This window comes from Celeribacter litoreus (genome assembly GCF_020165855.1).
Classification (GTDB): Bacteria; Pseudomonadota; Alphaproteobacteria; order Rhodobacterales; family Rhodobacteraceae; genus Celeribacter; species Celeribacter litoreus.
Genome location: NZ_JAIUFY010000014.1, coordinates 161,335 through 186,469, shown reverse-complemented (window position 1 = coordinate 186,469; position 25,135 = coordinate 161,335). Strand labels below are relative to the sequence as shown.

Below are 25,135 nucleotides of genomic sequence, written 5' to 3'. Positions count from 1 at the left end.
ATTGCGAAATCGGATGCGCGGCCCCCCTTGCTGCTCGGACGGAGGGGGAGCTGCTAGACAACACGGGTCAATGGACCGCGCATCCGCCGCCCTGGCCCCGATTTTCGAGGCCAGAACACGTCAGTCACTTGGGCTTAGGCGATGCCGAACTTCAGGAGTTTGATCGCCGCAAAGTCGGACACATCGCCGCCCACGCGCTTGGTCGCGTAGAAGAGAACGTGCGGTTTCGCAGAGAACGGATCGCGCAGGATGCGGACGTCCGGACGCTCGGCCACGGTGTAGCCGGAGGCAAAGTCACCAAAGGCGATTGCAGCGGCGTCAGAGGCGATGTCCGGCATGTCCTCGGCGATGAGGACCGGATAGCCCATGAGACGCGCCGGTTCGCCCGCTGCGAGACCATCGGACCAGAGGAAGCGACCATCGGCATCCTTGAGTTTGCGCACCTGACCGGCGGTCTTGGAGTTCATCACAAATGTGCCGTTGGCGCGGTACTGCGCGCCCAGCGCGTAGACCAGTTCAACGATCGCGTCCGCCGGATTGAGCGGATCGAAACCGCCATCGGTGCCGGTCGCGACATAGCCCAGAGAGCCCCAGGCCCAGCTGTCATTGTCCACGCGGGTGTGGTTGAGAATGCCGGTCGGCTTGTCGACGCCATCACCGTTGATAAAGGCGGAGGCTTCGGAGGCCACGAACTTGTCCGCGATACGGGCGGCGAGCCAGCCCTCGATATCGAACGCGCTGTCATCGAGCAGACGCTGGGACGCTTTCGGGAGGGCGGACAGCTCGTAGAGCGGGATGGAGATGCGGTCGATGGTCGGGGTGGAAGTCTCACCCATAGAGCCGGTTTCAGTGACCCAGCCGGAGCCGATATCGGTGGTGTCGATCAGCACGTCGTAGGAGGTCGCTTCCACATTGACGACATTCGCGATGGAACGGATCGACGCGGTGGATTTGAGCACCGACTTGATCACATCAGAGGTCTGCGGATCGACGAGATAGCCACCGTCGCCGTTCACCGCTGTGGACATGGATTTGCCTTCGAGGGCGAGGCCGCGCAGCGCATCATCGTCGCCGTTGCGCACATAGGTGGTGAAAGCCGATTTGTGGCTCAGGTCCACCTCTTGCGCAGCAGAGAGGGCCGGACGGCCATAGGTGTGAGATTTACGATCAAGCATGGTCAGTCGCTCTTCCTGGTCTTGGAGTTTCATTTTGATGTCGGTTTGAAAGTCTTTGAGATCACTGACAAATCCGGCCAGCGCGGTTTTAACCTCTGTAGCGGCACCGCTCGGGGGAAACCTCCCGACGCCGACCTCGGTCTCGGTCTTGCTCATCCAAACATTCCTTCGTGTCTGAGGGTGGGGATTGCGGGGGACGCGTAGGCGTCAGTCGTTTTCGGCCAATGCCGCCCGCGCGCCGGTCAGCGCCTCCGCGACGTCACGCAACAGCGTCTCGGTCGCGAGGGCATCGTCGCTCTTCGCCTCGGCCACGAGCCGCGCCTCCGGCAGCATCGGAAAGGTCACGAGCGACACTTCCCAAAGCTCGAGTTCCGACAGCAGGCGGGAGCCTTTCGCATCTCTCTGGGCTTTGACTGTGCGGTAGCCGATGGAGAGGCCATCAATCGCACCGGCCTCAATCAGGGCCACGGCCTCGCGCCCCTTTTGCAGATCCGTGAGCAACCGGCCCTTCACATAGAGACCGCGCGCGTCCTCGCGCACCTCATCCCAAATGCCGATGGGCTGGGCCGGGTCGTGCTGCCAGAGCATCTTTACGGAGCGCCCCTTTGCCGCCAGCGCCGCGAGTGATTTGGCATAGGCGCCCTTGAGCACCACATCGCCACCGGTGTCCTCGCGCCCGAAGAGCGAGGCATAGCCTTCGATCGCGACACCGTCTTTGACCTTCACCTCATCGCCGAGGCGGGCAAATTTGTGCTCTAGGCCGTTTGCAAAATCCTGAGGCATGTCACTGCTCCTCTGCATTGTCGGTATCGTCGGAGTGCGCCTCCACGGGCGGCGCGAGCGGCGGAAGGCCCAGCATCGCGCGCTTTTCCTCGTCCGTGAGGAAGTCCGCCCCCGCGATCCGGTTCCACTGCGCATCCCGTTCGGCGGCGAGCGCGGGCACCTGATCGAGATCGGGTTTGAGAACGACCGCCTCCTCCGTCATCTCGGAGAGCCAATGCCCGATGGCCGCCGTCACCTTCGCCACCATCGGCAGGACGGTCAGACGGTAAAAGGCACGGTTGGCCTCCTGATAATTCGCGTAGGTCATGTCCCCCGGAATGCCCAAGAGCATCGGCGGCACCCCGAACGCCAAAGCAATCTCGCGCCCTGCGGCTTCCTTGGTTTTTTGGAATTCCATGTCGGACGGGCTGAACCCCATCGGTTTCCAGTCAAGACCGCCTTCGAGAAGCATCGGACGCCCCGCATTGCGCGCGCCCTGATGGTGGTTTTCCATCTCGGACAAAAGGCGATCATACTGGTCGGCACTCATCGCGGCCGCGCCATCCGCGCCCTTATAGACAATAGCACCGGACGGACGCGCCGCATTGTCCAAGAGCGATTTGGACCAGCGCGACGCCGCATTGTGGACGTCAATCGCTGTTGCCGCCGCCTGAATGGGCGAGAGGCCGTAATGGTCGTCTGACGGATGAAATGCCTTAATATGGCAAATCGGGGACTGCCCCTCGATCACGTCAAAGCGATGCTTGCGCCCGCCGACCGCGTATTCATAAGCCACCGGCCAGCCGTCCGCCCCGGGAACGAGGTTCATGCGATCAGAGCGCAGCACATGCAACTCCACAGGCGCCTGCCCCCGCTCGCCCACGGCCTCCAGATAGGCGTTACCGCTCAGGAGAAACTGCGCATAGAGCGCCTCAAAGAGTTCCGCACGCCCCTGCGCCGAGTTCGGGCGGGAGATCACGGAGAGCAAAGGATGCTCCTCAAACCGCACCTCACGGTTTTGCAGGATCAGCGGCAGCGCGGACGCGGCCTCTGCAATCAGCTTCACCGCGCGAAAGCCCACCGGATTGCCGACAAAGCCCACACGGGTCAGCGTCACGGCATCGCGCGGGCTCCACGCGACACGGCCCACACCCGACATCGCCGCCACGACCGGACCGGTCGCGGAGGCCTTCGTCTCGGGCAGATCGCTCGCGCCCCGTTTCAGAAAGTCAAACACCATGCCCGCGTCTCTCCTCATTGTGTCTCCGGCGCCTCGCGCCGCTCAAATCCTGTGCCCGGACAGGGGGTAGACGAGCGCCCTTTGCCTCACTCCACCCGCGCCTGCCCGGGCCGTCCCGCGCGGCGTCCAGATCACTGAACAACTCACCGCGCCGTCGGTGAGAGAAGTTCTACGGGAGAGAGAAAAAGAAGTTCTGAGCAGAGCGCACGGTGGGTCGCGCGGGGCGCAACACCCCCAAACAAACGCATGATTTGAAACGAAAAATGCCCCACCGATCCGGCAGGGCATGTAAGAGCGGTCTAAAATGTCATCCCAACGTCCTGATCCGTGGACGCCCCGCACCGGCGGCGGGGAGGATCATCAATTCGTGGATCGCCCAGACGAGCGCGTCGAGGCGGTCGGGGCTGCCTGCGCCCTGATGCCCTTGGGCGGTCATGCGGATCATCTGATCCTCCAAATCCCCAAGCCCAAGCGTATGCACCACCCGCCCCTGATCGTAGAGTGCCGCGACGGGCTCTGCGCGCGCGGCTTTGCCTCGCGTGGCGCGAACGGATTTATAAGGCACGAGCGGATCAATTTGCCGGATCACTGTTTCCACGAGATCCCCGCCTTGGTTCACCTCTGCAACAATCTTGTCACCCTCCCAGCGCTCCAACGCGTGGATCGCTGCCTCTGCCCAGACCGTCGGTGAGGAGGCGGACACCGAGGCGTCCTCCAACACATAGGCCTGCCAATTCTGCGGCGGTCCCTTCGTGACCGCCCCGACCACAACAATCCCGCACTCGTCCGAGCCTTTGTGCCCCGTCACAGGCGGGTCCACGGCGACGACGATGCGGTCGAACGCTGGCGTCTCGGTCGCGCGGGTGCTCTCGATCTTTGAAAGCGACCAAAACGCGCCCTCTTCCTCATCCAGCAGCACGCCGTCGAGTTCCTGCCGCCCGAGCCGCGTGCCCGCATAGCGCACCTTCACCTCTTCAAGGAAAGACGCCGCGAGGTTCGCCGCATTCGCACTCGTGGGCGCATGAGTGGTCACAGTGCTCTCGCGCTCAAGCAATGATTTCAATATGCCCACATTCCGCGGCGTGGTCGTCACCACGGCCCGTGGATCGTCCCCCAAACGCAGACCGAATTGCAGCATATCCCACGCGTCCTGCGGCTTGCGCCATTTTGCCAACTCATCGACCCATGCCGCATCAAACTGCGGCCCGCGCAGCGCCTCGGGATCATTGCCAGAAAACACCGTCGCCTCCGCGCCGTTGGGCCAGATCAGCGTCCGGCGCGTCGCGGACCATTTCGGGCGGCGGTCCGGCGGGGAGCAGGCCAGAATGCCGCTGTCACCAAACACCATCACCTCCCGCGCCTGATCATAGGTCTCACCAATGAGCGCCACACGCCGCGCGCGGCCCGTCTGATAAGCCCGCGGCCCTTCGACCATCGAGCGCACCCATTCGGCCCCCGCGCGCGTCTTCCCCGCACCGCGCCCGCCCATGATCACCCATGTGCGCCACGCGCCCGTCGGCGGCACCTGATGATCAAGCGCCCATGCCTCAAACAGGTAAGGGAGCGCCATCAGCGCCCCCTCGTCCAATCCGTCCAGAAACTCAGTCTGAACCTCGGCTGGCTCTGAGGCGAGCCAGTCGATCAAGGATTTCAGTTCTCGCGGCGTCGAGGTCGATCTCCCCGCTGCCAAGCTCTCCGCGTTTGCGCCGCTCTTCATCGAGTTTCTGCCTTTCGGTAATAGCGGACTGTTGGGCGCGTCTGAGATCGGCGATCAGAGGTTTCACCTCCTTGCCCGCCTTCTCACCGGCCATCAGCCTGTCGATCACATCTTCCAGCGCATCCATGGCCCAGTTCAGGTTGCGGGCCACGGCGGCTTCAATCCGATCAACGGTTTCGAACTCATCCCCCACAGATGACGTCTGTCTCATTTGCTCTGCCTCTCATGCTTGAGTGATCTCCGCACGAGCAACGTAGGGGGTCGCGATGCCCCATCGCGGACCGAACCACCTGCGCCCCCTCAGACGCCGATGCCCCGCTCACCTACGCTTTCCAGCCCCCTCACCATGGCCGAGAACCTGTAAAAAGCGTTAAACACGGCGCACGGTGCGCCCTCTCATCGCAACCCTTTGTTCACACTTGAAATCAGGGGCGTTTTCTCCCATCACCAAAGAAGCAGGGAGAAGGAACACGACAGATGGCCAGCGCGTTTCACGCAAAGCTTCACTCACTCTACGAGGGCGACAGCGACCGCGCCCATGTGTTCCGCTATGCGCTCTTGGCGTTCGACCTCACCACGATCTGCTTTGTGATCGTGACTTCATTCTTCCCGCACTACCTATGGGTCGAGATTGCGGACCTCATTTTCGGCTTTCTGATCCTTCTGGATTTCTCCGCGCGGGTCTATGTGGCCAAACAACGGCTCCACTACATAACGCGGCCTTCCACGCTTGCCGATATTGCCGCGATGGTGTCCTTCCTCGCGCCGCTGGCTGGCGAAGGGCTCGGCTTCCTGCGCATTCTGCGCACGCTGCGCCTCTTGCACACCTATCAGTTGATGAACCGCTTGCGGCAGGATTTTCCGCTGTTCCGGCGGCATGAAGAGGTCGTGGTCGCCGCGATCAACCTACTCGTGTTTATCTTCGTGACCACAGGCCTCATCTACGCGCTCGAACATGGCCACAATGAACACATCGGCAACTACGCCGACGCACTCTATTTCACGATCACGACGCTCACGACGACAGGGTTTGGCGACATCACGTTGCAGGGCACGTCCGGCCGGATGCTGTCCATCGGCGTGATGTTCTTTGGCGTGACCCTGTTCTTGCGTCTGGCACAGGTGCTCTTTCGCCCTTCCAAGGTGCGGTATGAATGCGAGAGCTGCGGATTGATGCTCCACGACGCCGACGCCGTGCATTGCAAACACTGCGGCGCGGTTGTTCACATCGGCACTGAGGGCCTGAGCTAACCCCTACTCCACGGCGGTCCCGAAGAGGGTCACAGCCGCCGCAAGCGCTGTCACAGCGGCAAAGAAGGCGATCTTCGCCGCCGCTTCCCCAGACCGCTTCGCGAGCACGACCGCGATTGCCCCCTGAACCGTGTAATAGGCCGCGAACGCTTTGGACGCCCAAGAGATGATCTGGAACACGTCCAGCCCCCAAGTGAGCACGAGACCCAGCGCCACAAGCACCGCATAGCCCGCCTTTACTGGCACGCGGCCTTTGGTCAGTTCTTCGACCAAGCCCCCTGCCCCCGAAGTATCCGCCACCGCCGCCGAGAACTGCGCCGCCAATGCCGCCGCCACGAGCATCGCGGGCAGGATCGGGGCGACGCGCGCCATCATGTCGATGATCGCTGTTTCCGAGGTCTCGATTTGATCCGGCAGGAACACATAGGCCATGAGCAGCACGTAGACCATGTAAATGAGGCTCGAAATCCACTGGGCGAGCCGCATGGACCGCACCCGCGTCGCCGCGTCGTATTCCTGCCCGAGATAGCGGGAGGTCTCGAACCCCTGCACCGTCACAACCAACCCGAACAGGAGCGTCACCGCCGACCACCCCGTCAGGGAGGCGGGCGTAAAGACGAGCGACGCCTTAGCTGCCTTATCCCCGAAGAACCACGCGAGGCCTACGAGCAAGCCCACGATGATCGAGAGTTTGAGCCCAACGGACACCTGCTCCAGCCGCTCAAGCGCCGCAAACCCCTTGGTCCAGCCTGTGATCAGGATCACGGCAAACACCACCGTCGTCACCATGCGCGCGTCGAACGCGGTGTCCCACGGCGTGAGGCTCACCGCAAATGCGCCGAGCAGGTTCAGGTAGTAGGCAACAGAGATCACATACGCGAGTGAAAGCGCCCAAGACGCGACGGTCTCTAGGCCGGAGGAGACGCGCGTATGCCCCGCGTCATCCAGTGCGGTGATGTTGAACCGCACGACCATCCCGATCGCATAGGCCAACGCACAAAGCAGCGCCATCGCGAGCGGGGTCCATTGACCATAGGCTTGCGCAAGGATCGGCCCCAACACGAGAAATCCCGACCCGATGATCGAGGCGAGCGGCGTCACCGTCGCTTTCCAGAGCGTCGAGCGCGCCAGTCGCGGCCAGATCAGAACCCCGGCCGTGAGGCAAGATGCCAAAAGGATAACAAAGGCTTCCATCACCGCTCCAAACGAGAAAAGGCGCGATCACTCTCGCGCCTTCTCCCTATCTCTTCAATCGCTTATTGATTGGCCCGCTGCGCTTCGATCTCGCGCCACTTGGCAACATTCGCGTTATGCTCTGCGAGCGTCTCCGCGAACGCGTGTCCACCCGTGCCATCCGCCACAAAGAACAGATAAGGCGTCTCGTCGGGGTTCACCGCCGCTTCGAGAGAGGCAAGACCCGGGTTCGCAATCGGTCCCGGAGGCATCCCCGAAATCACATAGGTGTTGTACGGGTTATCCGAGCGCAATTCCGACTGGCGAATGCCTCGCCCGAGGAACCCGCGCCCGTCCGTCACACCGTAGATGACCGTCGGGTCTGTCTGAAGGCGCATGCCCTGACGCAGACGGTTCTCGAAGACAGAGGCCACCTGACGCCGCTCTTCCGCGACACCGGTCTCTTTCTCGATGATCGAGGCCATGGTCAGCATCTCTTCAGGCGTGTCAAAGGGCAGCCCCTCTTCCCGCGCGGCCCAGACAGTCGCAATGCGCTCTTCCTGTGCGGCCACCATGCGGGCGATCAGCTCATCCACATCGGACCCATCCCGCACCTCATAGCTGTTCGGGGCAAGCATCCCCTCGGACGGCATCTCGTCTGCCTCAACGGAACCCGTCAGGAAGTCTGCCTCTTTCAGGCTCTCGACAACGCGCCAGACGGTCGTGCCCTCAGCAACAAGAATACGGTAGCGCGTGTCAGACTCGCCGCGCACTTTCGTGTATTCCTCGGGGATCAGATCGCCCTCGTCACCGGCTTCGCCCGGCTGGAACTCTGCCGTCTCGACATAGTTGCCGCTCGCCGGATCAAGTTCACGCACCTGCATAAGCGCGCGATTGACACCAATCCGGTAGACAACTTCCGTGCCACAGCTCGACGCACCGCCACGGGTCACGAGATCCACGATCTCTTCCATCGACGCGCCTTCCGGCACGAGGAAAGAGCCCGCTTTGAGCAGTTGGGATTTTTCCGTGTATTCCGCACCGATCCGGAAAATCGCAGCGTTCGAAACAGCGCCCTGATCCTCAAGGTTCTCCGCGATGCGAAACATCGTAGACCCCGAAGGCACCCGCAGACAGATCGCTTCTTCAAGCGGCCCCGCCGTGGTATATTCCCCTTTTCCCCATGCAATCACGCCGGCAATCGCGATCAGAACCACGATGCCAAGCGTCAATGCGTTCGAGGCGATGGATCGCCACATATCAGCCGTCCACCTTCTTCATGATCAGAGAGGCGTTGGTGCCGCCAAAGCCGAAGGAGTTGGAAAGCACGACATTGATTTCGCGCTCACGTTTCGCATTCGGCGCGAGATCGAGCTTGGTCTCTGCAGCCATGTTTTCGAGGTTGATCGTCGGCGGCGCAACCTGATCGCGGAGCGCGAGCACACAGAAGATCGCTTCCACCGCACCAGCAGCCCCGAGAAGGTGGCCGATCGAGGATTTCGTGGAGGACATGGTCGCCTTGGACGCCGCATCTCCGAGCAAACGCTCGACAGCCGCCAACTCAATGGTGTCGGCCATTGTCGAGGTGCCATGCGCGTTGATGTAGTCGATATCGGACGGCTCGATCCCTGCGCGGGCCACTGCGGCCTGCATCGCGCGGAAGCCACCGTCACCATCAGAGGACGGCGCCGTGATGTGGTAAGCATCGCCGGAGAGACCGTATCCCACGACTTCTGCGTAGATTTTCGCACCGCGTGCTTTCGCGTGTTCGTATTCTTCGAGAACCACGATACCTGCGCCCTCGCCCATGACGAACCCGTCGCGGTCTTCGTCATAAGGACGGCTGGCGGTCGCCGGATCGTCGGACCGTTTGGTGGAGAGCGCCTTACAAGCGTTGAAGCCCGCAATGCCCAGCTCACAGATCGCGGCCTCTGCGCCACCGGCAACCATCACATCAGCATCGCCGAGCATGATCAGACGGGACGCATCCCCAATCGCGTGCGCACCGGTCGAACAGGCGGTCACGACAGCATGGTTCGGGCCTTTGAAACCGTATTTGATCGAGACCTGACCGGAGATCAGGTTGATCAGAGAACCCGGAATAAAGAACGGAGAAATCCGGCGCGGTCCGCGCTCTTTCAACAGAACAGCCGCATCCGCGATGGAGGACAGACCACCGATGCCGGAACCGATCATCACACCGGTGCGCAGCAGATCGTCTTCGCCTTCCGGCTTCCAATCCGCGTCGGTCAGCGCCTGTTCAGCCGCAGCCATGCCGAAGAGGATGAAGTCATCCACCTTCTTACGCTCTTTGTTCGGCATCCAGTCTTCAGGATTGAACGTGCCGTCTGTGCCGTCGCCGAATTTCACTTCGCAGGCGTAATCCGTGGCGAGATGGCTCGCGTCAAATCGTTGGATCGTTCCGGCGGCAGATTGACCGTCCAGAATTCGGCTCCAAGTTTCCTCAACACCGCAAGCCAGCGGTGACACCATACCCAGTCCAGTGACAACTACTCGGCGCATCCTTAGCCCCCATTTTTTCTCAGTCGCCCCTCATTACACGGCTCGCCCCTCCGATGGAAGCCCGAGACGCGCCTGAAAAGAAAACTGGCAAATTCCCCCTGATCAGCAGCTTAGCATAGAAAAACGGCGCGTCCGAGAGGAACGCGCCGTTTTGAATTCTGGCTCTGATCACAGGCCCCGCGTGGGCCCCAAGAGAGATCAGGAAGCTTCGGTGATGAATTTCACTGCGTCGCCGAAGGTCTGGATGGTCTCAGCAGCGTCGTCCGGGATCTCGATGCCGAACTCTTCTTCGAAAGCCATAACCAGCTCAACGGTGTCGAGGCTGTCTGCGCCCAGATCGTCGATGAAGGACGCGGTTTCGGTCACTTTGTCTTCTTCAACGTCGAGATGCTCGACAACGATCTTTTTCACGCGATCTGCGATGTCGCTCATGTTTCTTCCTCACTCTATGGGGCCCGATGCCCACTTTTAGCTCTGGCCCTCGGGCCGCTCAAAATCCTCAATGACATCAGGAAACGAATTTCACAACCCTATCCGACATCATAGGCCGCGGGTGCAGGACACCCGCCGCAAAATATGCGCTGCTCATAGCACAATCCTCCCCGCTGGCAAATGTTTTGTGATGCCTAATCGGGAAAGGTTCTATGCACTTAGAGCATAGCCATCCCGCCATTGACGTGAAGCGTCGTGCCCGTGGTATAAGCGGCTTCCTGAGAGGAAAGATACAGCACCGCCGCCGCGATCTCTTCCGGCGTGCCCATGCGGCCCGTCGGGATCTGGACGTTGATCTTCTCTTTCTGATCGTCGGTGAGCTTGTCGGTCATCGCGGTCGCAATGAAGCCCGGAGCCACGCAGTTCACCGTGATGCCGCGCGTCGCAACTTCATAGGCCAGAGATTTGGACATCCCGACCATACCGGCCTTGGAGGCCGCATAGTTGCCCTGCCCCGGGTTGCCGGTCGCACCAACGATGGAAGAGATGTTCACAATCCGGCCCCAACGCGCCTTCATCATGCCGCGCAGCACGCCTTTGCACAGACGCATCGTGGAGGTCAGGTTCACGTTCAGAACGCTGTCCCACTCGTCATCCGACATGCGCATGAACAGGTTATCGCGCGTGATCCCGGCGTTGTTCACGAGAATATCCACGGACCCCATCGCCTCGACCGCCGCTTTCGGCAGTGCTTCAACGCTCTCTTTTTCAGAGAGATTGCAAGTGATCACATGCGCACGCTCGCCGAGCTCGGCCGCCAACGCCTTAAGCGGCTCTTCGCGCGTGCCGGACAAAACAACCGTCGCACCCGCATCATAAAGCGCCTTGGCAATCGCCCCACCAATACCGCCAGACGCCCCCGTAATCAGCGCATTCTTCCCAGTCAGGTCAAACATGTTTCTTTCTCCCGAAGCGTCCCGCTTCTTTTGTCCATATATATCCCGGGTGAATTGGCCCAGCGGGCCAAGAGGGCAGCGCCCTTACCCCTTCAGTTTTGCAATATCGTCCGGCGTGCCAACAGCGGAACAGGCAATCGCGCGCTCGATCCGGCGCACCATTCCGGACAGCGCCTTACCAGCCCCGACTTCCCACATCTCGGTCACACCTTCGGCGGCCATGTAGGCGACGCTCTCGCGCCAACGGACAGAGCCCGTCACCTGCTCCACGAGCAGCGACCGGATGAGCGTCGGATCGGTCACGGCAGATGCCCGCACGTTCGCGACGAGCGGCACAGCCGGCGCAGTGATCTCAACATCATCGAGCGCGTTGGCCATCACATCCGCGGCCGGCCCCATCAGGGCACAGTGGAACGGTGCGGAGACCGGCAGGAGAACCGCGCGCTTGGCGCCCTTGGATTTCGCGATCTCGACAGCGCGCTCAACGGCTTCCTTGTGACCGGACACAACCACTTGCCCCGGATCATTGTCGTTGGCGGCCTGACAGACCTGACCTTGGGCCGCTTCTTCAGCAACCTCTTTCACAGCCTCGAAATCGAGACCCAGAAGTGCGGCCATCGCGCCAACGCCCACCGGCACGGCCGCCTGCATCGCTTCACCACGGGTGCGCAGAAGGCGCGCCGCATCCGCAACTGACAGAGAGCCCGCCGCAGCCAGTGCCGAGTATTCGCCGAGCGAGTGACCGGCCACAAACGCCGCATCCGTGATCGCGAACCCTTCGGCCTCGAGCGCGCGCATCGCAGCAAGGGACGTTGCCATGAGAGCGGGCTGTGCGTTCTGGGTCAGGGTCAGGGTCTCAATGTCGCCGTCCCAGATCAGGGCAGACAGTTTTTCGCCGAGCGCGTCATCAACCTCGTCAAAGACAGCTTGTGCGGCCGGATAGGCCTCGGCCAATGCTTTGCCCATACCAATCGTTTGGGCCCCTTGGCCCGGAAACACGAATGCGCGCGTCATGCTCGCCCCTCCAGATTTTTACCTTGGCGGACGGTCTAACGGTCACAGGCCTTCGCGGCAAGCCCGCTCCGCGGGTTTTCCCGCATCAGACGGCTGGCGTTACAAACGAAAACACCGCCCCGCTTCGCATGAAGGAGACGGCGTTCAAGATGATATCAAGGCGCTCCGAGGCGATACTACCTGCCGCGCGTTACCCGCGACGGGCGACGCGAAGCGACGGATTGCCAGAGCGGCGGCGGACCGGCTTAACCGGAGTGACGATTTGGGTGGATTTGGGATGCAAATCAATCGTCAGATCCTTCCAGATGGCGCGCAAAGTCTTGTCCGGCCCCTCAAGAAGCGGGAAAACCCGACGGGTATCGCCATAGCGGAGGACGAGACGCGTGATCCGGATCGGAACGACGCTATGGCTCATAAACACAGACCCGATCTCTTCAAAGGCAAACACCTGCTGAAGCTGCGTTTCACCGCGCATGTTGCGCCATACGATTCGAAGCTGCTCGCGCTCCATATCGACCTGAACCTCGCGGCACATACCGCGGCGGGCGATCGCGCCAATCGCAAAACCGAACAGAATGAACACAACGGAGAGGCCGATCTTTATGCCAAGAGTACCGGTCTCAACCGTTGAACCAGGAACAATCCACAAACCAACGAAGGTGACGAAACACGCAACGCTCACAATCCAAAGAACGACCTCAATGGCGCGTCGAAACTGTTCCCCTTCGGAGAAACACCCGAGTGTGTAACCCCAAGCAGTTTCGCGCCGGACCACACCGCCCTGGAAAAAGCCTCTCGGGGCTTCTTTGGCGGGACCTTTACGCTCGGCCTGTTCTGCAAGATTGGACATAGACATGTGATCGCCCTCCTCCGCTGGTGAAACAAATTTTACTGGAACTGAACTGATCTAAAGGTCGCAACCAATCTGGACCGAAATGAGGCCCGTCAGGGATCATTGTGCGTCACAATTGGTGCCGCTAGGTCAATTTCGCCTAGATTTGCCCGAAATCGCCATATTTCCTAACCAAACCTGACCCGCGCCCGCCCGACCCAACCGCCGTCGAATACTCTATAATAGAGAGGGCATTTCGCACTTGTGTCAGAGCGCCAGATGCGTATAAGGACCCATCCTTTCCGCACGTAATTATGAACCGCGCAGTCTCTCGTGGTCGGGCCGCGGAAAGGCTGAATTGCCCGTCCTATGAAATGCGCTTGAAAATGTACTGGAGCACCCATGCCGCTTTACGAGCATGTCTTCATCTCGCGTCAGGACCTGTCCAACGCGCAAGCCGAAGGTCTCATCGAACATTTTGGCACCGTTCTTTCGGACAACGGCGGTAAAGTCGTCGAATCCGAATACTGGGGCGTCAAAACGATGGCCTACAAGATCAACAAGAACCGCAAAGGCCACTACGCCTTCCTGCGCACCGACGCTCCGTCGGATGCCGTTATGGAAATGGAACGCCTGATGCGCCTGCACGACGACGTCATGCGTGTTCTGACCATCAAGGTCGAAGAGCACAAAGAAGGCCCGTCTGTCCAGATGCAGAAACGTGACGAGCGCGAAGAGCGTCGTCCGCGTCGCAACTGATCTTTAGGAAAGGACCTAACTCATGGCCGCTAAACCGTTTTTCCGCCGCCGCAAAGTTTGCCCGTTCTCTGGCGACAACGCACCGGCGATCGATTACAAAGACACCCGTCTTCTGCAGCGCTACATCTCCGAGCGCGGCAAAATCGTTCCGTCCCGCATCACCGCAGTATCCGCAAAGAAACAGCGTGAGCTGGCTCGCGCCATCAAACGTGCCCGTTTCCTCGCGCTTCTGCCCTACGCAGTGAAGTAAGGAGTAAATCCAATGGAAGTTATCCTTCTCGAACGCGTGGCCAAACTCGGCCAGATGGGTGATGTCGTTTCCGTAAAGGACGGCTACGCCCGCAACTTCCTGCTGCCGCAGGAAAAAGCTCTCCGTGCATCCGACGCCAACATCAAGGCATTCGAAGCTCAGAAAGCCCAACTCGAAGCTCGCAACCTCGAGACCAAGAAAGAAGCTGCAGCTCTCGCTGAAAAGCTCGAAGGTCAGAAGTTCGTTGTGATTCGCTCCGCATCCGATTCCGGCGCGCTCTACGGCTCCGTCACCACCCGTGACGCAGCTGATGCAGCCACCGAGAACGGCTTCTCCGTGGATCGCAAACAGGTTGCTCTGAAAGCTCCGATCAAAGAACTCGGCCTGCACGAAGTTCACGTGATCCTGCACCCGGAAGTCGAAGCCACCATCGTTCTGAACGTTGCACGTTCCTTCGAAGAAGCTGAACTTCAGGCTGAAGGCAAATCCATTCAGGAACTCGCAGCCGAAGCAGAAGCTCAGGCTGAATTCGAAATCGCCGAACTCTTCGACGATATCGGTTCCGCTGCCTCCGACGACGACGATCTCGCAGAGACCGTTGCTGAAGAAGCTGCTGACGAAGAGTAATCCTCTCGTCCGATCGAATATAAAAGCCCCGCTCGATGCGGGGCTTTTTTTATGGGCAACGACTGAAGCCTCAGTGCGTCATCATCGCATGCTCACAAGTCACGTTCGGATTGAACGGCATCAAATCCCCTGCCGGGTTCTCACGGAACAGCCAGACGTGCTGGTCATAATGCGGCATAAATCCGTGCGCCTCATCGGCGTCTGTCGCCGGATCGTCCGCCATGTGATCCCACATACGCCCGTTGAGCATCGGCGGCTCCATGTTCCCCGCCGCTTTCCAGGCGGCCTCGAACACAAGGTTCTCAACCCCCACCAATTCCATCGACCCATCGGCTTGCGGCTCATAGAGCAGGATCGCAGGGGCCATGAAATCGGTGTGCGTGCTCCCGCCGTCCACACGCCCTGCAGGAGGAGCGAGCTTCAAACGCGCCGGATGGATATAGTGAATACCCATCCCGCCCCACTCCGGCGGCAGGCCCTCCATACCGGCATCCACACACATGCCAGACGGGTCCGGAATGTAACCATCAGCCAGCGCCACTTCGACGTCTTTATACTTCTCCGTCATGCTCCGCATCGCATCGAGATCGACGTCCTCCGCCAAAAGCGGCGTCGAAATAGCTGTCAGGATCGCCGCCGCGGCGATCTTAGAAAAAATGTTCATAATGTCCTCCCTTGGTGCAATTTTGCGCTTCTGCACCTCGGACCAGTCTGCGCCTCGAACTGAGTCGACGCAAGGTAAGCGGATTTTTGCATGACCATGCTCCGCCCCACTGACGGAAGTGCACAGCCTCTTGCGAACCACAAAAATTCGACGCAACGTCTGCCCCATGACCCAGATCGCACGCCGCTCCTTCCTTCTCTCCGCGCTCTCCCTCGCAGCCTGTGGCGGCAAGCCGGAGGTCTCGCGGAACTTCAATCCACCGCTCTATCCGAACGAAACACCGGAACTCCGGAAACAGATCAACTACTGGGCGGATCACTACGAAATCCCGCGCGAGCTCGTGCACCGCCAAGCTGTCCGCGAGAGCACGCACCGCCCGTGGGCCCGAAACGGCCCTTACTGGGGCCTCCTGCAAATCCTGCCGCAAACCGCCTACACGATGGGCCACCGAGGCCCCGCCGAAGAACTCCTCGATGCAGATGTAAACCTGCAATACGCGGGCAAATACTTACGCGGCGCTTACCTCGTCGCAGACGGCGATATAGATGAGGCCATGGGATGGTATGCGCGCGGCTACTATTATGAGGCCAAACGGCTCGGCCTGCTCTACGAGACTGGCCTACGCACCTGATCCGACTTCTTTCGTCCTGAAATATCCCGGGGGTGAGCGTAGCGAGGGGGCAGCGCCCCCTGCTCTTCCTGTCACAAGACACTCCTAAACCGAACGAAAAAAGGCCGCCCCATTTCAGGAGCGGCCTTCTGTCCCTCGTGTATCACGAGATGCCCTTTGCGGGCTTATATCTTACTCGTCGTCGAGCGCTTCAACAGCTTTCTCAAGCTCGTCTTTGGAGACCTCTTTCTCGGTCACCTGAGCGTTCTCTGCGATGTAGTCGACAACTTTGTCTTCAAACAGCGGAGCCTGGATCTGCTGACGCATCTGCGGGTTCTGCTGAACGAATTCGAAGAACTGACGCTCCTGCCCCGGGTACTGACGCGCTTGGGTCATGATGGCCTGAGTGAACTCAGCGTCGGTGACCTGGATCTCTTGCTTCTGACCGATGTCAGCGAGCAGGAGGCCGAGACGCACGCGGCGCTCTGCGAGCTTGGTGTGCTCTTCGGTGGTTTCGATTTCCGGGTGATCGTGACCGTGCACGTCCGGGTTCTCTTCGTGCCACAGCTGGTGCGCAATCTGTTTCGCTTCTGCGTCAACGAGCGACGGCGGCAGCTCGAAGGAGACTTTGTCGTCGAGCTGGTCGAGGAGGCCACGCTTCATCACAGCGCGCGCGGCACCTGCGAATTCAGCTTCGAGACGCTCTGCGATTTGACCTTTGAGGGTCTCGAGGTCTTCAACACCGAATTTCTTCGCGAGTTCGTCGTCGATCTCTGCGTCTGCCGGAGCTTTGACAGCTTTGATCTTGCACTCGAAGACAGCGTCTTTGCCAGCAAGGTTCTCTGCGCCGTATTCCTCAGGGAATTTCACTTCGACGTTTTTCTCTTCGCCTGCTTTGGTGCCGATCAGCTGATCTTCAAAGCCCGGGATGAAGGAGTTGGAGCCAAGGGTCAGCGGGTAGTCTTCTGCTGCGCCGCCGTCGAATGCTTCGCCGTCAACTTTGCCGAGGAAGTCGATCACAACCTGATCGCCCTCTTCTGCTGCACCGTCTTTGTCTTCAAAGTTCTGGGCAGTTGCTGCGAGGTTTTTCAGAGCGTCTTCGATTTCGTCAGCACCGGCTTTGACCACGAGTTTCTCGAGGGTCACGGTGGAGAGATCGGCTTCAGGAATCTGCGGCAGAGCTTCGTAGGTCATGGTGACCACAACGTCGTCGCCCTCTTTCCACTCTTCGCCAGCGTCCATTTTGACGTCAGGCTGCATAGCCGGCTTGTCGCCGGTTGCGTCAAAGTGGTCGTTCATTGCGCCATCGACAGCTTCCTGCATGGCTTCGCCGAGAACGCGCGGACCGAATTGTTTCTTGAGGAGCGCCATCGGCACTTTGCCTTTGCGGAAACCTTTCATTTCGACTTCCGGCTGGGCTTCTTTGAGCTTGGCATTGACTTTCTCGTCAAGCTCGGCGGCGGTGATGGTGATCTGATAGCCGCGCTTCAGACCTTCGTTCAGGGTCTCGGTGACCTGCATCTTGGCGTCCTTCTTACGTTCTTACGTCTCATCAGGCCGCTGGACCGCGACCATATAAATCAGACGCCCTTCTAGGGGCAGAATGCCCACGGTGCAAGGCGATTCCGCTCAATTCTGACGTCCCGAACCGGAGCAAAGGCAGAGATGACCACAACGAACGCTATCGCTCTGCCTCGGCACTCTTAGAAAGGCTTCACTCTACCACCCTGAACGCCGCAAAAGACGCAACAAACAGCGGAAAAATCCTCTCGGAACTCACCTTCACGCAACATTTCTTTATAGAGGAGAAAGAGCAAACAGCCTTCACCCCGGTCATAGCCCTGTCACTGCGATTCTCTCCTGCAGAGCACATTCTGCTTTAAGTTGAAAAGCTTAGACGACCAACGAGCGGCATCCTTCCACCTATGGTTAGAAAAATACCATCAGCAACGATCAGCGCGGGCGGGACGCACCGCGTTAGATGAAGTTTTTTAGGAGGCTGACGCTACGTCAATTTACGGAAATCCGAAACGACGACAGAGCACGGCCACCGCTTAATAAATTGTTTTACAAATAGAAAAAAACGAGGCCACAAGCGAAAGTTGTAGCGGCATTTTTTTGACCATGATGTCAGAAAAATTACGCCACATTTCGGACATTTTTCAGTCACGAACCTGTTACAAGACCGCGCCTCGCACATTGCAGAAACGCAAACCACGACAACAAACGCACATCGCAGAACGCACAAAATCATATTGCGATACAAAAAGCTGCAATCAATGCAGCCAGAAGAGAAGGTAACAAACATGTCTGTTAACATCACCGAACTGAAAAACGTCTCCGGTTTCATTGGCGCCTGCCTCGTCGATAGCGAAACCGGTCTCATGCTGAATAGCGAACTCGGTCGTGGCGGCTTTGATATCGAAGCTGCGGCAGCGGCCAACACAGAAGTTGTGCGCGCAAAGAACTCCGCCATGAAAGTGCTCGGACTTGATGGCGACCATATCGAAGACATCCTCATTACCCTCGGCACCCAACTCCACCTGATCCGCCCTCTCTCGGCAGAGCCGACTGTCTTTATCTACATGGCGCTGGACCGCCAGAGCGCAAACCTCGGCATGGCGCGTCTGAGCCTGCGCAAGATCGAAGGCACCCTGAAGATTTAAGGGACACGGAGTTCCCACTCCGAGCGTGAGACTGGGCGCACGAGGCATCAGCCCCGTGCGCCCGCAAATGCGAATAGGCGCACCAAATTGCAGGCCGCATTTTCCAACGTCCAAGACGCGACGCGACCGAACGGGCGCCGAAACGAAAAAATTCTTTCCATTATGCGGCTCAGCAATACATTCTTCTAATATGAAGCAAAAAACCGGATCGCTCTCCCGCGATTCCCGCCCTGTTGAGGAATTTTTCCACCATCAGGAGAGCGCACTCCCGAGATATCCCTCATAGGGTGATTTCGCGCGGCGGACATGAGTTTACGAACAAAAAAAGTGCGGAAATTCACAATGGGCGCCCAATTACGGGAAAATTCACCTTAAGGCTTTGTTTTCAAAGAAAATCAATATATTTAGGTCATATTCAATAAGACGCACCGACACATTTCGGCCTCATTTGTGGGAGAATTTCTCCACAAATCTCCCTTTTCCAAACGTCTTTCGAACATAAGTCTGATCCAAATGGTTTCTCCAAGAGTAATCATTAGCAATAAACCTCCAGAAACGGACCTTTAACGTATGTCTACCAACATCTCCGAGCTTAAGAATGTCACCGGCTTCGTCGGTGCCTGCCTTGTCGACAGTGAAACCGGGCTCATGCTCGAAAGTGAATCGAGCCGCGTGAGCTTCGACCTCGAAGCTGCCGCTGCTGCCAACACTGAAGTCGTGCGCTCAAAGAACGCCGCGATGAAAGTGCTCGGCCTTGACCATGACCACATCGAAGACATTTTGATTACACTCGGCACCCAGCTCCACCTCATCCGTCCGCTGACCGACAATCCGAGCGTCTTTCTCTACCTTGCCCTCGACCGTCAGAACGCGAACCTCGGCATGGCCCGTCTGAGCCTCCGCAAGGTCGAAGGTACTCTGAAAATCTGATGTTCCACGCGTGATGATCTCTTGCGGAGGGCGTATCTCTTTCACTTAACCGAGCCCAATCCGCAACGAGAGATCGCGCGCCGCGCGCAGCCACGATCGCGCCGAAAGTAACCAGTTCAAACCGTTGACTGTTTCCAAATTCCGATCATAATGTTTCCAATTTGGACATTGAGCGAAAGCCCGAAAAAATTAACCTCAGTATAACGGATACGATCATCCAACATCTGACACGTAGAGGCTCTGGATCATGACAACCTCCAAAAACCGAGGTGATGGAGATGGCTGGGGCCCTTGGGTCCTCCATGACGGAAAGGGCTGTCCCGTGCGGCCCGGCACCTTGGTTGAGGTTGTGTTCGAAGATAGGTTCGGATTTTCCATGCGCCAGACGTCTATCGTCTCCGGTGGCAGGTACTCCTCCTGGGATTGGAGCCATTACCCCGAGCTCAAACGCATTCTCCGCTATCGCGAGCGCAAGGCGACCTCTTTCGAGGCGACGGAAGAGGAGATGTTTATGCTTGATACCTCTGAAAAGGTTCAGGCCTTCGCGTACTGACACGGCGCGACCGCCCCTAAAAAAACCTGATTGATTCCTTCTCGCCCCCACCGCCTTCGCCTTCGCGCGCTATTTCCGTGCAGTCACCTTTTCGTGGTGCGTGACCGATAAGGGTTGCGACCACGACAGGCGCACCCATAGTGACCCAACAGGCAACGGATTGAAGGGAGGAGACCCAATGAAATGTGATCTTTTGATCGGCGGCGCAGATGTCGCAGCGGAGGCAGGCAAAACCTATAGCCGCACCGATCCGGTGACGGGCGCTGTGGCGACGGAGGCCGCAGCCGCCTCTGTCGCGGACGCGCTCAAAGCCGTCGCCGCAGCACAGGCCGCTTTTGCGGAATGGTCCGTTCAAGGGCCAGAGGCACGCCGCAAGGTGCTCACAACTGCTGCCGACATTATGGATGCGCGCGCGGGCGAATTCGTCGACGCGATGGTCGAAGAAACCGGCGCGACGGCGATCTGGGCTGGCTTTAACGTCCATCTCGCGGCAGGGATGCTGCGTGAGGCCGGCGCCATGACCACGCAGGTCGGCGGAGAGGTCATTCCCGCGAACAAGCCCGGCACGCTCGCCATGGCGGTCGCCAAACCGCGCGGTGTCTGCCTCGGGATTGCACCGTGGAACGCGCCTGTGATCCTCGGCACGCGTGCGGTCGCGACAGCGCTGGCCTGCGGTAACACCGTGATCCTCAAGTCGTCGGAGCTGTGTCCGCGTGTGCATCGCCTGATTGGCGAGTGCTTGACCGAAGCAGGTCTGCCGAAGGGCGCGATCAACGTGATCTCCAACGCGCCGGAAGACGCCGCCGAGATCGTCAAAGCCCTGATCGAAGCGCCGGAAGTTCGTCACGTGAACTTCACCGGCTCCACAGGTGTAGGACGCATTATTGGCCGTTTGGCAGGCGAAAACCTCAAACCAGCACTCTTGGAGCTCGGTGGCAAGGCGCCGTTCGTGGTGCTCGAAGATGCCGATCTCGAGGGCGCCGTGAACGCAGCGATCTTCGGCTCTTTCATGAACCAGGGCCAGATCTGCATGTCGACTGAGCGCATCATCGTCGTTGAGGCGGTGGCCGATGCCTTCATCGAAAAACTCGCCGCCAAAGCCGCGACCCTGCCCTACGGCAACCCGCGCGAAAAGGTCGTGCTCGGCTCGCTCGTGTCCGAGGGGGCCGCGGAAAAGATGGACGCGCTCATTGCGGACGCGACCGGAAAAGGCGCGAAACTCGTCGCGGGCGGCACGCGGGATGGCGCGATCCATTCGGCCACGTTGCTCGACGGTGTGACGCCGGACATGCGCATCTACACCGAAGAAAGCTTTGGTCCGGTGAAATCCATTATCCGCGTGAAAGACGCGGAAGAAGCCATCGCTGTCGCCAATGATACCGAATACGGCCTGTCGTCTGCGGTCTTCTCGCAAGACATTACCAAAGCACTGGACGCCGCCAACAAAATCCGCAGCGGCATCTGCCACATCAACGGCCCGACCGTCTCCGACGAACCGCAAATGCCCTTCGGCGGTGTGCAGGCCTCCGGCTACGGTCGTTTTGGCGGAAAGGCGGGCATTGCGGAGTTCACCGACCTGCGTTGGATCACAATCGAGAACCCGAAACAGCATTACCCGTTTTGAGGGATACGGGCGGTCCGCGCCAGCGTACGGCTCTCCGCAAAAGACAAGAAGCCCGTGGCACAGTGCTGCGGGTTTTTCTATTTGCGAGACCGCTTCCCCCTCCACATCCTAAAACTTACGCGAAAGCCGCAACCTTACGTTGGGTCAGTCAGTCCAATCCACCCCAAAACCAAGGGACACCTCTTCACATTCACCACGACTCGCGAATTAAAAGAGTCTCAAAACCCATACCTTAGTGACCTTGTTTTTGAATCGGACACCTGATGCCGACCTATGCAATCCAGAGCCCCAGCGACGAAACCCTTTATCCGTTCCGTCTGATCCAGTTTCTGATCCAGGACGGCGCCCCCGTCGAAAAAGGGCAGCCCTTCGCGGTCCTTGAAGTGGACGGTGGCCGCATCGTGCGACAGGCCGCACCAATCTCCGGCATCATACGGCATACGGTCGCAGTTGGTGCGACCTTTAATTCACGGGCAGAGATCACTCGCATTGAGGAGGTCGAAGCCCCCAAAACCCCACCGAAACAGCAGTCAAAGGCCAAGCCCGCGAACGCGCCTCTCTGGAGCGCGCATTTCACCCCGAAACAGATCGACCGGATCGAAGACGCCTATCGCGCAGCCTTTGGCGCCGCTGCCGACGGTCCCGCCGATCTTCATCCCGCCGACCGGCTCGTGGCCGCAGGTGTGTCCTTCCATGGCATCATGGCATTTGAGAAACTCGCCATGGAAGAGGTGCGAAAGGGTCAGGCCACCCGCTCTGAGACGTTGGTGCGTGATGCCGCGATCATCAGAGAACGGGAACGCGTAGACGGCTACTACCCGAACACGTTTGTTTTGGGGTCCGGCGAACAAAAGCTCTTTCTCATACCGGCGTTCATCAAGCCGATCATTGATAAGATCTCACTGAACGTCGGCGTTTTGAAAGCGCTGGAAGTCGGCGCGGGCCACCGTCCGCAATCTATCGAAGACGCATGGGATTACATGCTCCCAGATATCGCTGAGCTGAGACGCATCTGCGCGGAAACGCCGCCGAATTTCGCCCTCAACGATTACAAGGCCGCCGGAGACTTCGGCCGTCAGGAACTCGCGCGGGTTCTGAGAGACGGGTTCTCCGACACGGGCCGTCCGTCTGCCGCGCTCTGGACCCTCTACACCCCGACCATCAAAGGATGGCTCAAGTCCGCGCCCCCCGCCACGCGTCCCGTCGATATGCACCCCGTGGACTATATGGCGAAGAGCGAACGCCCCTTCTCTTCTGGCCGGAGCGAGGCGGTGCTGCGTAAGTTCGAGGGGACGCTCGCGCGTTCCAAGAATGAAAGCGAGCGCCTTCTCTACGACTACCTCGCCAAAGCCTACGACAAACAACTTGAGACCGGTCACACAACCAAACCGTTCCTGTTCTGGAAGAAATACGGATTGGCGCTCACCGTCGTGCCGCTGATCGTGATCGCGTCATTCGTCATCACGATTACGCTTGTCTCCCCACACACCAGCGACCGCATGGGTCGGGATATTGTCAACGGAGCAAAGGACATCACCAGAGCCGTGGCGAAGCCCGTGATCTGGGTCGCGGGGGGTATTGGCGGATTGTTCGGGTCCTCTTCCAACGACGGAGGCGCGACGGTCACCACGGCCAGCACGACGACATGGACGGAGCAGACCGCTCCCTCCTACGCCCCCTCCTCTCTCGCCTCCCTCGACAATGGCAACCGCCCGACGCGCTCCGCAGCAGAACAGGCGAACTTCCAAGCATGGTTGGAGAACTGAAGATGACCCACGTCCTGAAACGCCTCGTCCTCCTCCTCGTGCTCGCCCTCGGCCTCACGCAGCCTGTGACAGCCGCCGACACCTACAGCTTTACCTACAACGACCCCGGCGAAATGGATCCGGAACGGGCCTATAGCTGGGATGCGAAGATTGATCTCTTCTCGCTCCTCGGGGAACCCGTCGTCTCCACACGCTTCCGATATGAAATCGCGCCCGGCTGGACCTATGTCGATCTGCCTGCGCTCGATGGATCGGGCACCTATTTCCGCGTCGGACTGTCCAATCTGCCAACCGAGGCGCAGATGCTCTATCAGGCCTACAACGTCAAAATCGCCTTCCGCTTTCGCACTGGCGAGTCCAACAGCCGCATTGTGAAGGTCATCACCGACGTGGGCGATCCGGGCAAGCCGGATGGCACCACATGGTCGTTCAACGTGCCTGAATCCCCGAACTGGGACAATTTCCTGATGGAGGATAAGGGCTCCGACTTTCTCGGGGCCTCCGACGCGAAAAAGGCCTTTGCCTCGGGCCTGACCCTCGTGGATGCGCACATCGTTTCGATCAACTTTACGGCCTACGACCTACAGGAGTGGTATCGCCGGAACACCGACTGGCCGAGTGTCCGCGCCGCTATCACGGCCTATAACCACCTCGCCGATGGCGTCGAGCGCAGCACAGGTTTCAAGGCGCAGCGCAAACTCGCGAAACCGGCGAACCCGTCCATGAGCAACGTCGGCTACACCAACCTATCCGCCCATCGAAGCACACTGTCGTCGATCATGGAGGACTATAACAAGCTCCTGAACCTGCCCGCAGAATTCCTCTCAGACATGAACCCCGCGCCCTACGAGGCCGCCCGCACCAATGCACCAAACATCCTGTCCCAAGCCCGCGCCATCCAAAGCAACTGGACCCCGCGCGACGTTAATCCTGCATCTCTGAAGAAGGGCTATGCGCCTGCAGGTGCGGGGCCGGAGGTCAAGTTCGTACAAGCCAACGGCTCTTCATATTATCCTGTCATCGACGGTCAAAAAATCACGGCAAGAAGTTACTACATCGCCGACTACCAAAGTCCAGAAAATCAGGAAGTGACCTTCGGTCATCTTTTCCTTTCTGTCGGCGACGACTGCACGTGGCGCTACTATGGCGACACATTCTACGGTGCGACCGCTTGTAATTACCAAATATATGACCTGAGGACCGGCGAACGTCTCCACAAAATCGGACGCGCGATGTCCCTCAACACGGTTGAGCGATATAATGGTTACGACGTCGAGAAGACCGGCACCCTCCGGTCCATTCAGGAACCAACGTTGCGCTTCCTGTCAAACACGCAAAGCAAATCCGAATATGACGTGTTCATTGGAGAGTGCGAATACTGGCGCAAGACTGTCACAGGCGACGAACTTGTGTTCGATCAGCTGGGCAAGCTTATTTCCAATCAAAGAGCAACATACCGTTACTTGATCCTGTTTGATGGCCCGATCGGCTGTCAGATGATCGAAAAAATGGAACGCCTCTGAGGGGCGTGGGCCACGCCGCCCTGTGGACACCCATCGCGTTTGACGGCCGCCAAAGACATCTGGCGCGTCGGCCCCATCGGAACACGCG

At 59.3% G+C, this 25,135-nt stretch carries 25 protein-coding genes; 11 read left to right on the top strand and 14 right to left on the bottom strand.

Features of this window, described 5'->3' with window-relative positions; all coding sequences use genetic code 11:
• Positions 1–134: 134 nt before the first annotated feature.
• From LA304_RS14480 to LA304_RS14460, 5 genes are all read right to left on the bottom strand, one after another.
• Entirely contained in the window at positions 135–1,331 is a 1,197-nt protein-coding gene (locus LA304_RS14480) for a phage major capsid protein (protein WP_224503878.1), read from the bottom strand.
• A 51-nt stretch (positions 1,332–1,382) separates the two neighbouring features.
• Entirely contained in the window at positions 1,383–1,958 is a 576-nt protein-coding gene (locus LA304_RS14475; protein WP_224503877.1) for an HK97 family phage prohead protease, read from the bottom strand.
• Between the two features lies 1 nt (position 1,959).
• On the bottom strand, positions 1,960–3,177 hold the full coding sequence (locus LA304_RS14470; protein ID WP_224503876.1) for a phage portal protein: 1,218 nt from the start codon (positions 3,175–3,177) through the stop codon (positions 1,960–1,962).
• 307 nt (positions 3,178–3,484) lie between these two features.
• Positions 3,485–4,894 carry a DNA-packaging protein gene (locus LA304_RS14465; protein WP_224503875.1) on the bottom strand — a complete coding sequence of 470 codons (1,410 nt, stop codon included), beginning with the start codon at positions 4,892–4,894 and terminating at the stop codon, positions 3,485–3,487.
• Positions 4,779–5,105 (bottom strand): hypothetical protein, encoded by a 327-nt coding sequence (locus LA304_RS14460; protein WP_224503874.1) that lies wholly within the window; start codon positions 5,103–5,105, stop codon positions 4,779–4,781. The genes LA304_RS14465 and LA304_RS14460 overlap by 116 nt, the downstream gene beginning before the upstream one ends.
• A gap of 266 nt (positions 5,106–5,371) precedes the next feature.
• Between LA304_RS14460 and LA304_RS14455 the strand changes: the two genes are divergently transcribed.
• Complete coding sequence (locus tag LA304_RS14455) at positions 5,372–6,145, top strand: potassium channel family protein (protein ID WP_224503873.1); 774 nt, start codon at positions 5,372–5,374, stop codon at positions 6,143–6,145.
• A 3-nt stretch (positions 6,146–6,148) separates the two neighbouring features.
• On the opposite strand, the gene LA304_RS14450 is transcribed toward LA304_RS14455, so the two are convergent.
• The 7 genes from LA304_RS14450 to LA304_RS14420 form a co-directional block, all read right to left on the bottom strand.
• Positions 6,149–7,339 (bottom strand): APC family permease, encoded by a 1,191-nt coding sequence (locus tag LA304_RS14450; protein WP_224503872.1) that lies wholly within the window; start codon positions 7,337–7,339, stop codon positions 6,149–6,151.
• 62 nt (positions 7,340–7,401) lie between these two features.
• A complete protein-coding gene (mltG, locus tag LA304_RS14445; RefSeq protein WP_224503871.1) occupies positions 7,402–8,577 on the bottom strand; it encodes an endolytic transglycosylase MltG in 1,176 nt (391 codons plus the stop codon).
• Between the two features lies 1 nt (position 8,578).
• The gene (fabF, locus tag LA304_RS14440) at positions 8,579–9,841 is read right to left on the bottom strand and encodes a beta-ketoacyl-ACP synthase II (protein ID WP_224503870.1); all 1,263 of its coding nucleotides are present in this window, start codon (positions 9,839–9,841) and stop codon (positions 8,579–8,581) included.
• Positions 9,842–10,039: 198 nt separating this feature from the next.
• Positions 10,040–10,273: an acyl carrier protein gene (locus tag LA304_RS14435; RefSeq protein ID WP_009571390.1), complete on the bottom strand. Its 234-nt coding sequence runs from the start codon at positions 10,271–10,273 to the stop codon at positions 10,040–10,042.
• Positions 10,274–10,491: 218 nt separating this feature from the next.
• Positions 10,492–11,229, bottom strand: coding sequence for a 3-oxoacyl-[acyl-carrier-protein] reductase (gene fabG / locus LA304_RS14430; protein ID WP_224503869.1), 738 nt, complete (start codon positions 11,227–11,229; stop codon positions 10,492–10,494).
• Positions 11,230–11,313: 84 nt separating this feature from the next.
• Complete coding sequence (fabD, locus tag LA304_RS14425) at positions 11,314–12,243, bottom strand: ACP S-malonyltransferase (RefSeq protein WP_224503868.1); 930 nt, start codon at positions 12,241–12,243, stop codon at positions 11,314–11,316.
• Positions 12,244–12,433: 190 nt separating this feature from the next.
• Complete coding sequence (locus LA304_RS14420) at positions 12,434–13,099, bottom strand: hypothetical protein (RefSeq protein ID WP_224503867.1); 666 nt, start codon at positions 13,097–13,099, stop codon at positions 12,434–12,436.
• A gap of 378 nt (positions 13,100–13,477) precedes the next feature.
• Between LA304_RS14420 and rpsF the strand changes: the two genes are divergently transcribed.
• Genes rpsF through rplI form a run of 3 tightly spaced genes read left to right on the top strand, consistent with a single transcriptional unit; the run spans position 13,478 to position 14,711 of the window.
• Entirely contained in the window at positions 13,478–13,834 is a 357-nt protein-coding gene (gene rpsF, locus LA304_RS14415; RefSeq protein ID WP_224503866.1) for a 30S ribosomal protein S6, read from the top strand.
• 22 nt (positions 13,835–13,856) lie between these two features.
• Positions 13,857–14,084, top strand: coding sequence for a 30S ribosomal protein S18 (gene rpsR, locus LA304_RS14410; RefSeq protein WP_005852865.1), 228 nt, complete (start codon positions 13,857–13,859; stop codon positions 14,082–14,084).
• 12 nt (positions 14,085–14,096) lie between these two features.
• Positions 14,097–14,711, top strand: coding sequence for a 50S ribosomal protein L9 (gene rplI, locus LA304_RS14405; protein ID WP_224503865.1), 615 nt, complete (start codon positions 14,097–14,099; stop codon positions 14,709–14,711).
• A 70-nt stretch (positions 14,712–14,781) separates the two neighbouring features.
• Here rplI and LA304_RS14400 read toward each other — a convergent pair whose 3' ends face one another.
• Complete coding sequence (locus tag LA304_RS14400) at positions 14,782–15,375, bottom strand: hypothetical protein (protein WP_224503864.1); 594 nt, start codon at positions 15,373–15,375, stop codon at positions 14,782–14,784.
• Between the two features lie 166 nt (positions 15,376–15,541).
• Between LA304_RS14400 and LA304_RS14395 the strand changes: the two genes are divergently transcribed.
• Positions 15,542–16,006 carry a lytic transglycosylase domain-containing protein gene (locus LA304_RS14395; RefSeq protein ID WP_224503863.1) on the top strand — a complete coding sequence of 155 codons (465 nt, stop codon included), beginning with the start codon at positions 15,542–15,544 and terminating at the stop codon, positions 16,004–16,006.
• A gap of 171 nt (positions 16,007–16,177) precedes the next feature.
• On the opposite strand, the gene tig is transcribed toward LA304_RS14395, so the two are convergent.
• Entirely contained in the window at positions 16,178–17,506 is a 1,329-nt protein-coding gene (gene tig / locus LA304_RS14390; protein WP_224503862.1) for a trigger factor, read from the bottom strand.
• A gap of 785 nt (positions 17,507–18,291) precedes the next feature.
• On the opposite strand from tig, the gene LA304_RS14385 reads away from it, so the two are divergent.
• The 6 genes from LA304_RS14385 (at position 18,292) to LA304_RS14360 (ending at position 25,047) form a co-directional block, all read left to right on the top strand.
• Entirely contained in the window at positions 18,292–18,651 is a 360-nt protein-coding gene (locus LA304_RS14385) for a roadblock/LC7 domain-containing protein (RefSeq protein WP_224503861.1), read from the top strand.
• A gap of 570 nt (positions 18,652–19,221) precedes the next feature.
• Positions 19,222–19,581, top strand: coding sequence for a roadblock/LC7 domain-containing protein (locus LA304_RS14380; RefSeq protein WP_224503860.1), 360 nt, complete (start codon positions 19,222–19,224; stop codon positions 19,579–19,581).
• 247 nt (positions 19,582–19,828) lie between these two features.
• Positions 19,829–20,134, top strand: a complete 306-nt coding sequence (locus tag LA304_RS14375) for a hypothetical protein (protein WP_224503859.1) — start codon at positions 19,829–19,831, stop codon at positions 20,132–20,134.
• Between the two features lie 178 nt (positions 20,135–20,312).
• Positions 20,313–21,758 carry an aldehyde dehydrogenase gene (locus LA304_RS14370; RefSeq protein ID WP_224503858.1) on the top strand — a complete coding sequence of 482 codons (1,446 nt, stop codon included), beginning with the start codon at positions 20,313–20,315 and terminating at the stop codon, positions 21,756–21,758.
• A 263-nt stretch (positions 21,759–22,021) separates the two neighbouring features.
• Positions 22,022–23,524, top strand: a complete 1,503-nt coding sequence (locus tag LA304_RS14365) for a hypothetical protein (protein ID WP_224503857.1) — start codon at positions 22,022–22,024, stop codon at positions 23,522–23,524.
• A gap of 2 nt (positions 23,525–23,526) precedes the next feature.
• Positions 23,527–25,047 carry a hypothetical protein gene (locus tag LA304_RS14360; RefSeq protein ID WP_224503856.1) on the top strand — a complete coding sequence of 507 codons (1,521 nt, stop codon included), beginning with the start codon at positions 23,527–23,529 and terminating at the stop codon, positions 25,045–25,047.
• Positions 25,048–25,135 lie beyond the last annotated feature (88 nt).

What these genes read in the sequence shown, in the direction of transcription:
- LA304_RS14480 (WP_224503878.1), bottom strand. Translation starts at nt 1,331, where the DNA reads ATGAGCAAGACCGAGACCGAGGTCGGCGTCGGGAGGTTTCCCCCGAGC.
- LA304_RS14475 (WP_224503877.1), bottom strand. Translation starts at nt 1,958, where the DNA reads ATGCCTCAGGATTTTGCAAACGGCCTAGAGCACAAATTTGCCCGCCTC.
- LA304_RS14470 (WP_224503876.1), bottom strand. Translation starts at nt 3,177, where the DNA reads ATGGTGTTTGACTTTCTGAAACGGGGCGCGAGCGATCTGCCCGAGACG.
- LA304_RS14465 (WP_224503875.1), bottom strand. Translation starts at nt 4,894, where the DNA reads ATGAAGAGCGGCGCAAACGCGGAGAGCTTGGCAGCGGGGAGATCGACC.
- LA304_RS14460 (WP_224503874.1), bottom strand. Translation starts at nt 5,105, where the DNA reads ATGAGACAGACGTCATCTGTGGGGGATGAGTTCGAAACCGTTGATCGG.
- LA304_RS14455 (WP_224503873.1), top strand. Translation starts at nt 5,372, where the DNA reads ATGGCCAGCGCGTTTCACGCAAAGCTTCACTCACTCTACGAGGGCGAC.
- LA304_RS14450 (WP_224503872.1), bottom strand. Translation starts at nt 7,339, where the DNA reads ATGGAAGCCTTTGTTATCCTTTTGGCATCTTGCCTCACGGCCGGGGTT.
- mltG (WP_224503871.1), bottom strand. Translation starts at nt 8,577, where the DNA reads ATGTGGCGATCCATCGCCTCGAACGCATTGACGCTTGGCATCGTGGTT.
- fabF (WP_224503870.1), bottom strand. Translation starts at nt 9,841, where the DNA reads ATGCGCCGAGTAGTTGTCACTGGACTGGGTATGGTGTCACCGCTGGCT.
- LA304_RS14435 (WP_009571390.1), bottom strand. Translation starts at nt 10,273, where the DNA reads ATGAGCGACATCGCAGATCGCGTGAAAAAGATCGTTGTCGAGCATCTC.
- fabG (WP_224503869.1), bottom strand. Translation starts at nt 11,229, where the DNA reads ATGTTTGACCTGACTGGGAAGAATGCGCTGATTACGGGGGCGTCTGGC.
- fabD (WP_224503868.1), bottom strand. Translation starts at nt 12,243, where the DNA reads ATGACGCGCGCATTCGTGTTTCCGGGCCAAGGGGCCCAAACGATTGGT.
- LA304_RS14420 (WP_224503867.1), bottom strand. Translation starts at nt 13,099, where the DNA reads ATGTCTATGTCCAATCTTGCAGAACAGGCCGAGCGTAAAGGTCCCGCC.
- rpsF (WP_224503866.1), top strand. Translation starts at nt 13,478, where the DNA reads ATGCCGCTTTACGAGCATGTCTTCATCTCGCGTCAGGACCTGTCCAAC.
- rpsR (WP_005852865.1), top strand. Translation starts at nt 13,857, where the DNA reads ATGGCCGCTAAACCGTTTTTCCGCCGCCGCAAAGTTTGCCCGTTCTCT.
- rplI (WP_224503865.1), top strand. Translation starts at nt 14,097, where the DNA reads ATGGAAGTTATCCTTCTCGAACGCGTGGCCAAACTCGGCCAGATGGGT.
- LA304_RS14400 (WP_224503864.1), bottom strand. Translation starts at nt 15,375, where the DNA reads ATGAACATTTTTTCTAAGATCGCCGCGGCGGCGATCCTGACAGCTATT.
- LA304_RS14395 (WP_224503863.1), top strand. Translation starts at nt 15,542, where the DNA reads ATGACCCAGATCGCACGCCGCTCCTTCCTTCTCTCCGCGCTCTCCCTC.
- tig (WP_224503862.1), bottom strand. Translation starts at nt 17,506, where the DNA reads ATGCAGGTCACCGAGACCCTGAACGAAGGTCTGAAGCGCGGCTATCAG.
- LA304_RS14385 (WP_224503861.1), top strand. Translation starts at nt 18,292, where the DNA reads ATGTCTGTTAACATCACCGAACTGAAAAACGTCTCCGGTTTCATTGGC.
- LA304_RS14380 (WP_224503860.1), top strand. Translation starts at nt 19,222, where the DNA reads ATGTCTACCAACATCTCCGAGCTTAAGAATGTCACCGGCTTCGTCGGT.
- LA304_RS14375 (WP_224503859.1), top strand. Translation starts at nt 19,829, where the DNA reads ATGACAACCTCCAAAAACCGAGGTGATGGAGATGGCTGGGGCCCTTGG.
- LA304_RS14370 (WP_224503858.1), top strand. Translation starts at nt 20,313, where the DNA reads ATGAAATGTGATCTTTTGATCGGCGGCGCAGATGTCGCAGCGGAGGCA.
- LA304_RS14365 (WP_224503857.1), top strand. Translation starts at nt 22,022, where the DNA reads ATGCCGACCTATGCAATCCAGAGCCCCAGCGACGAAACCCTTTATCCG.
- LA304_RS14360 (WP_224503856.1), top strand. Translation starts at nt 23,527, where the DNA reads ATGACCCACGTCCTGAAACGCCTCGTCCTCCTCCTCGTGCTCGCCCTC.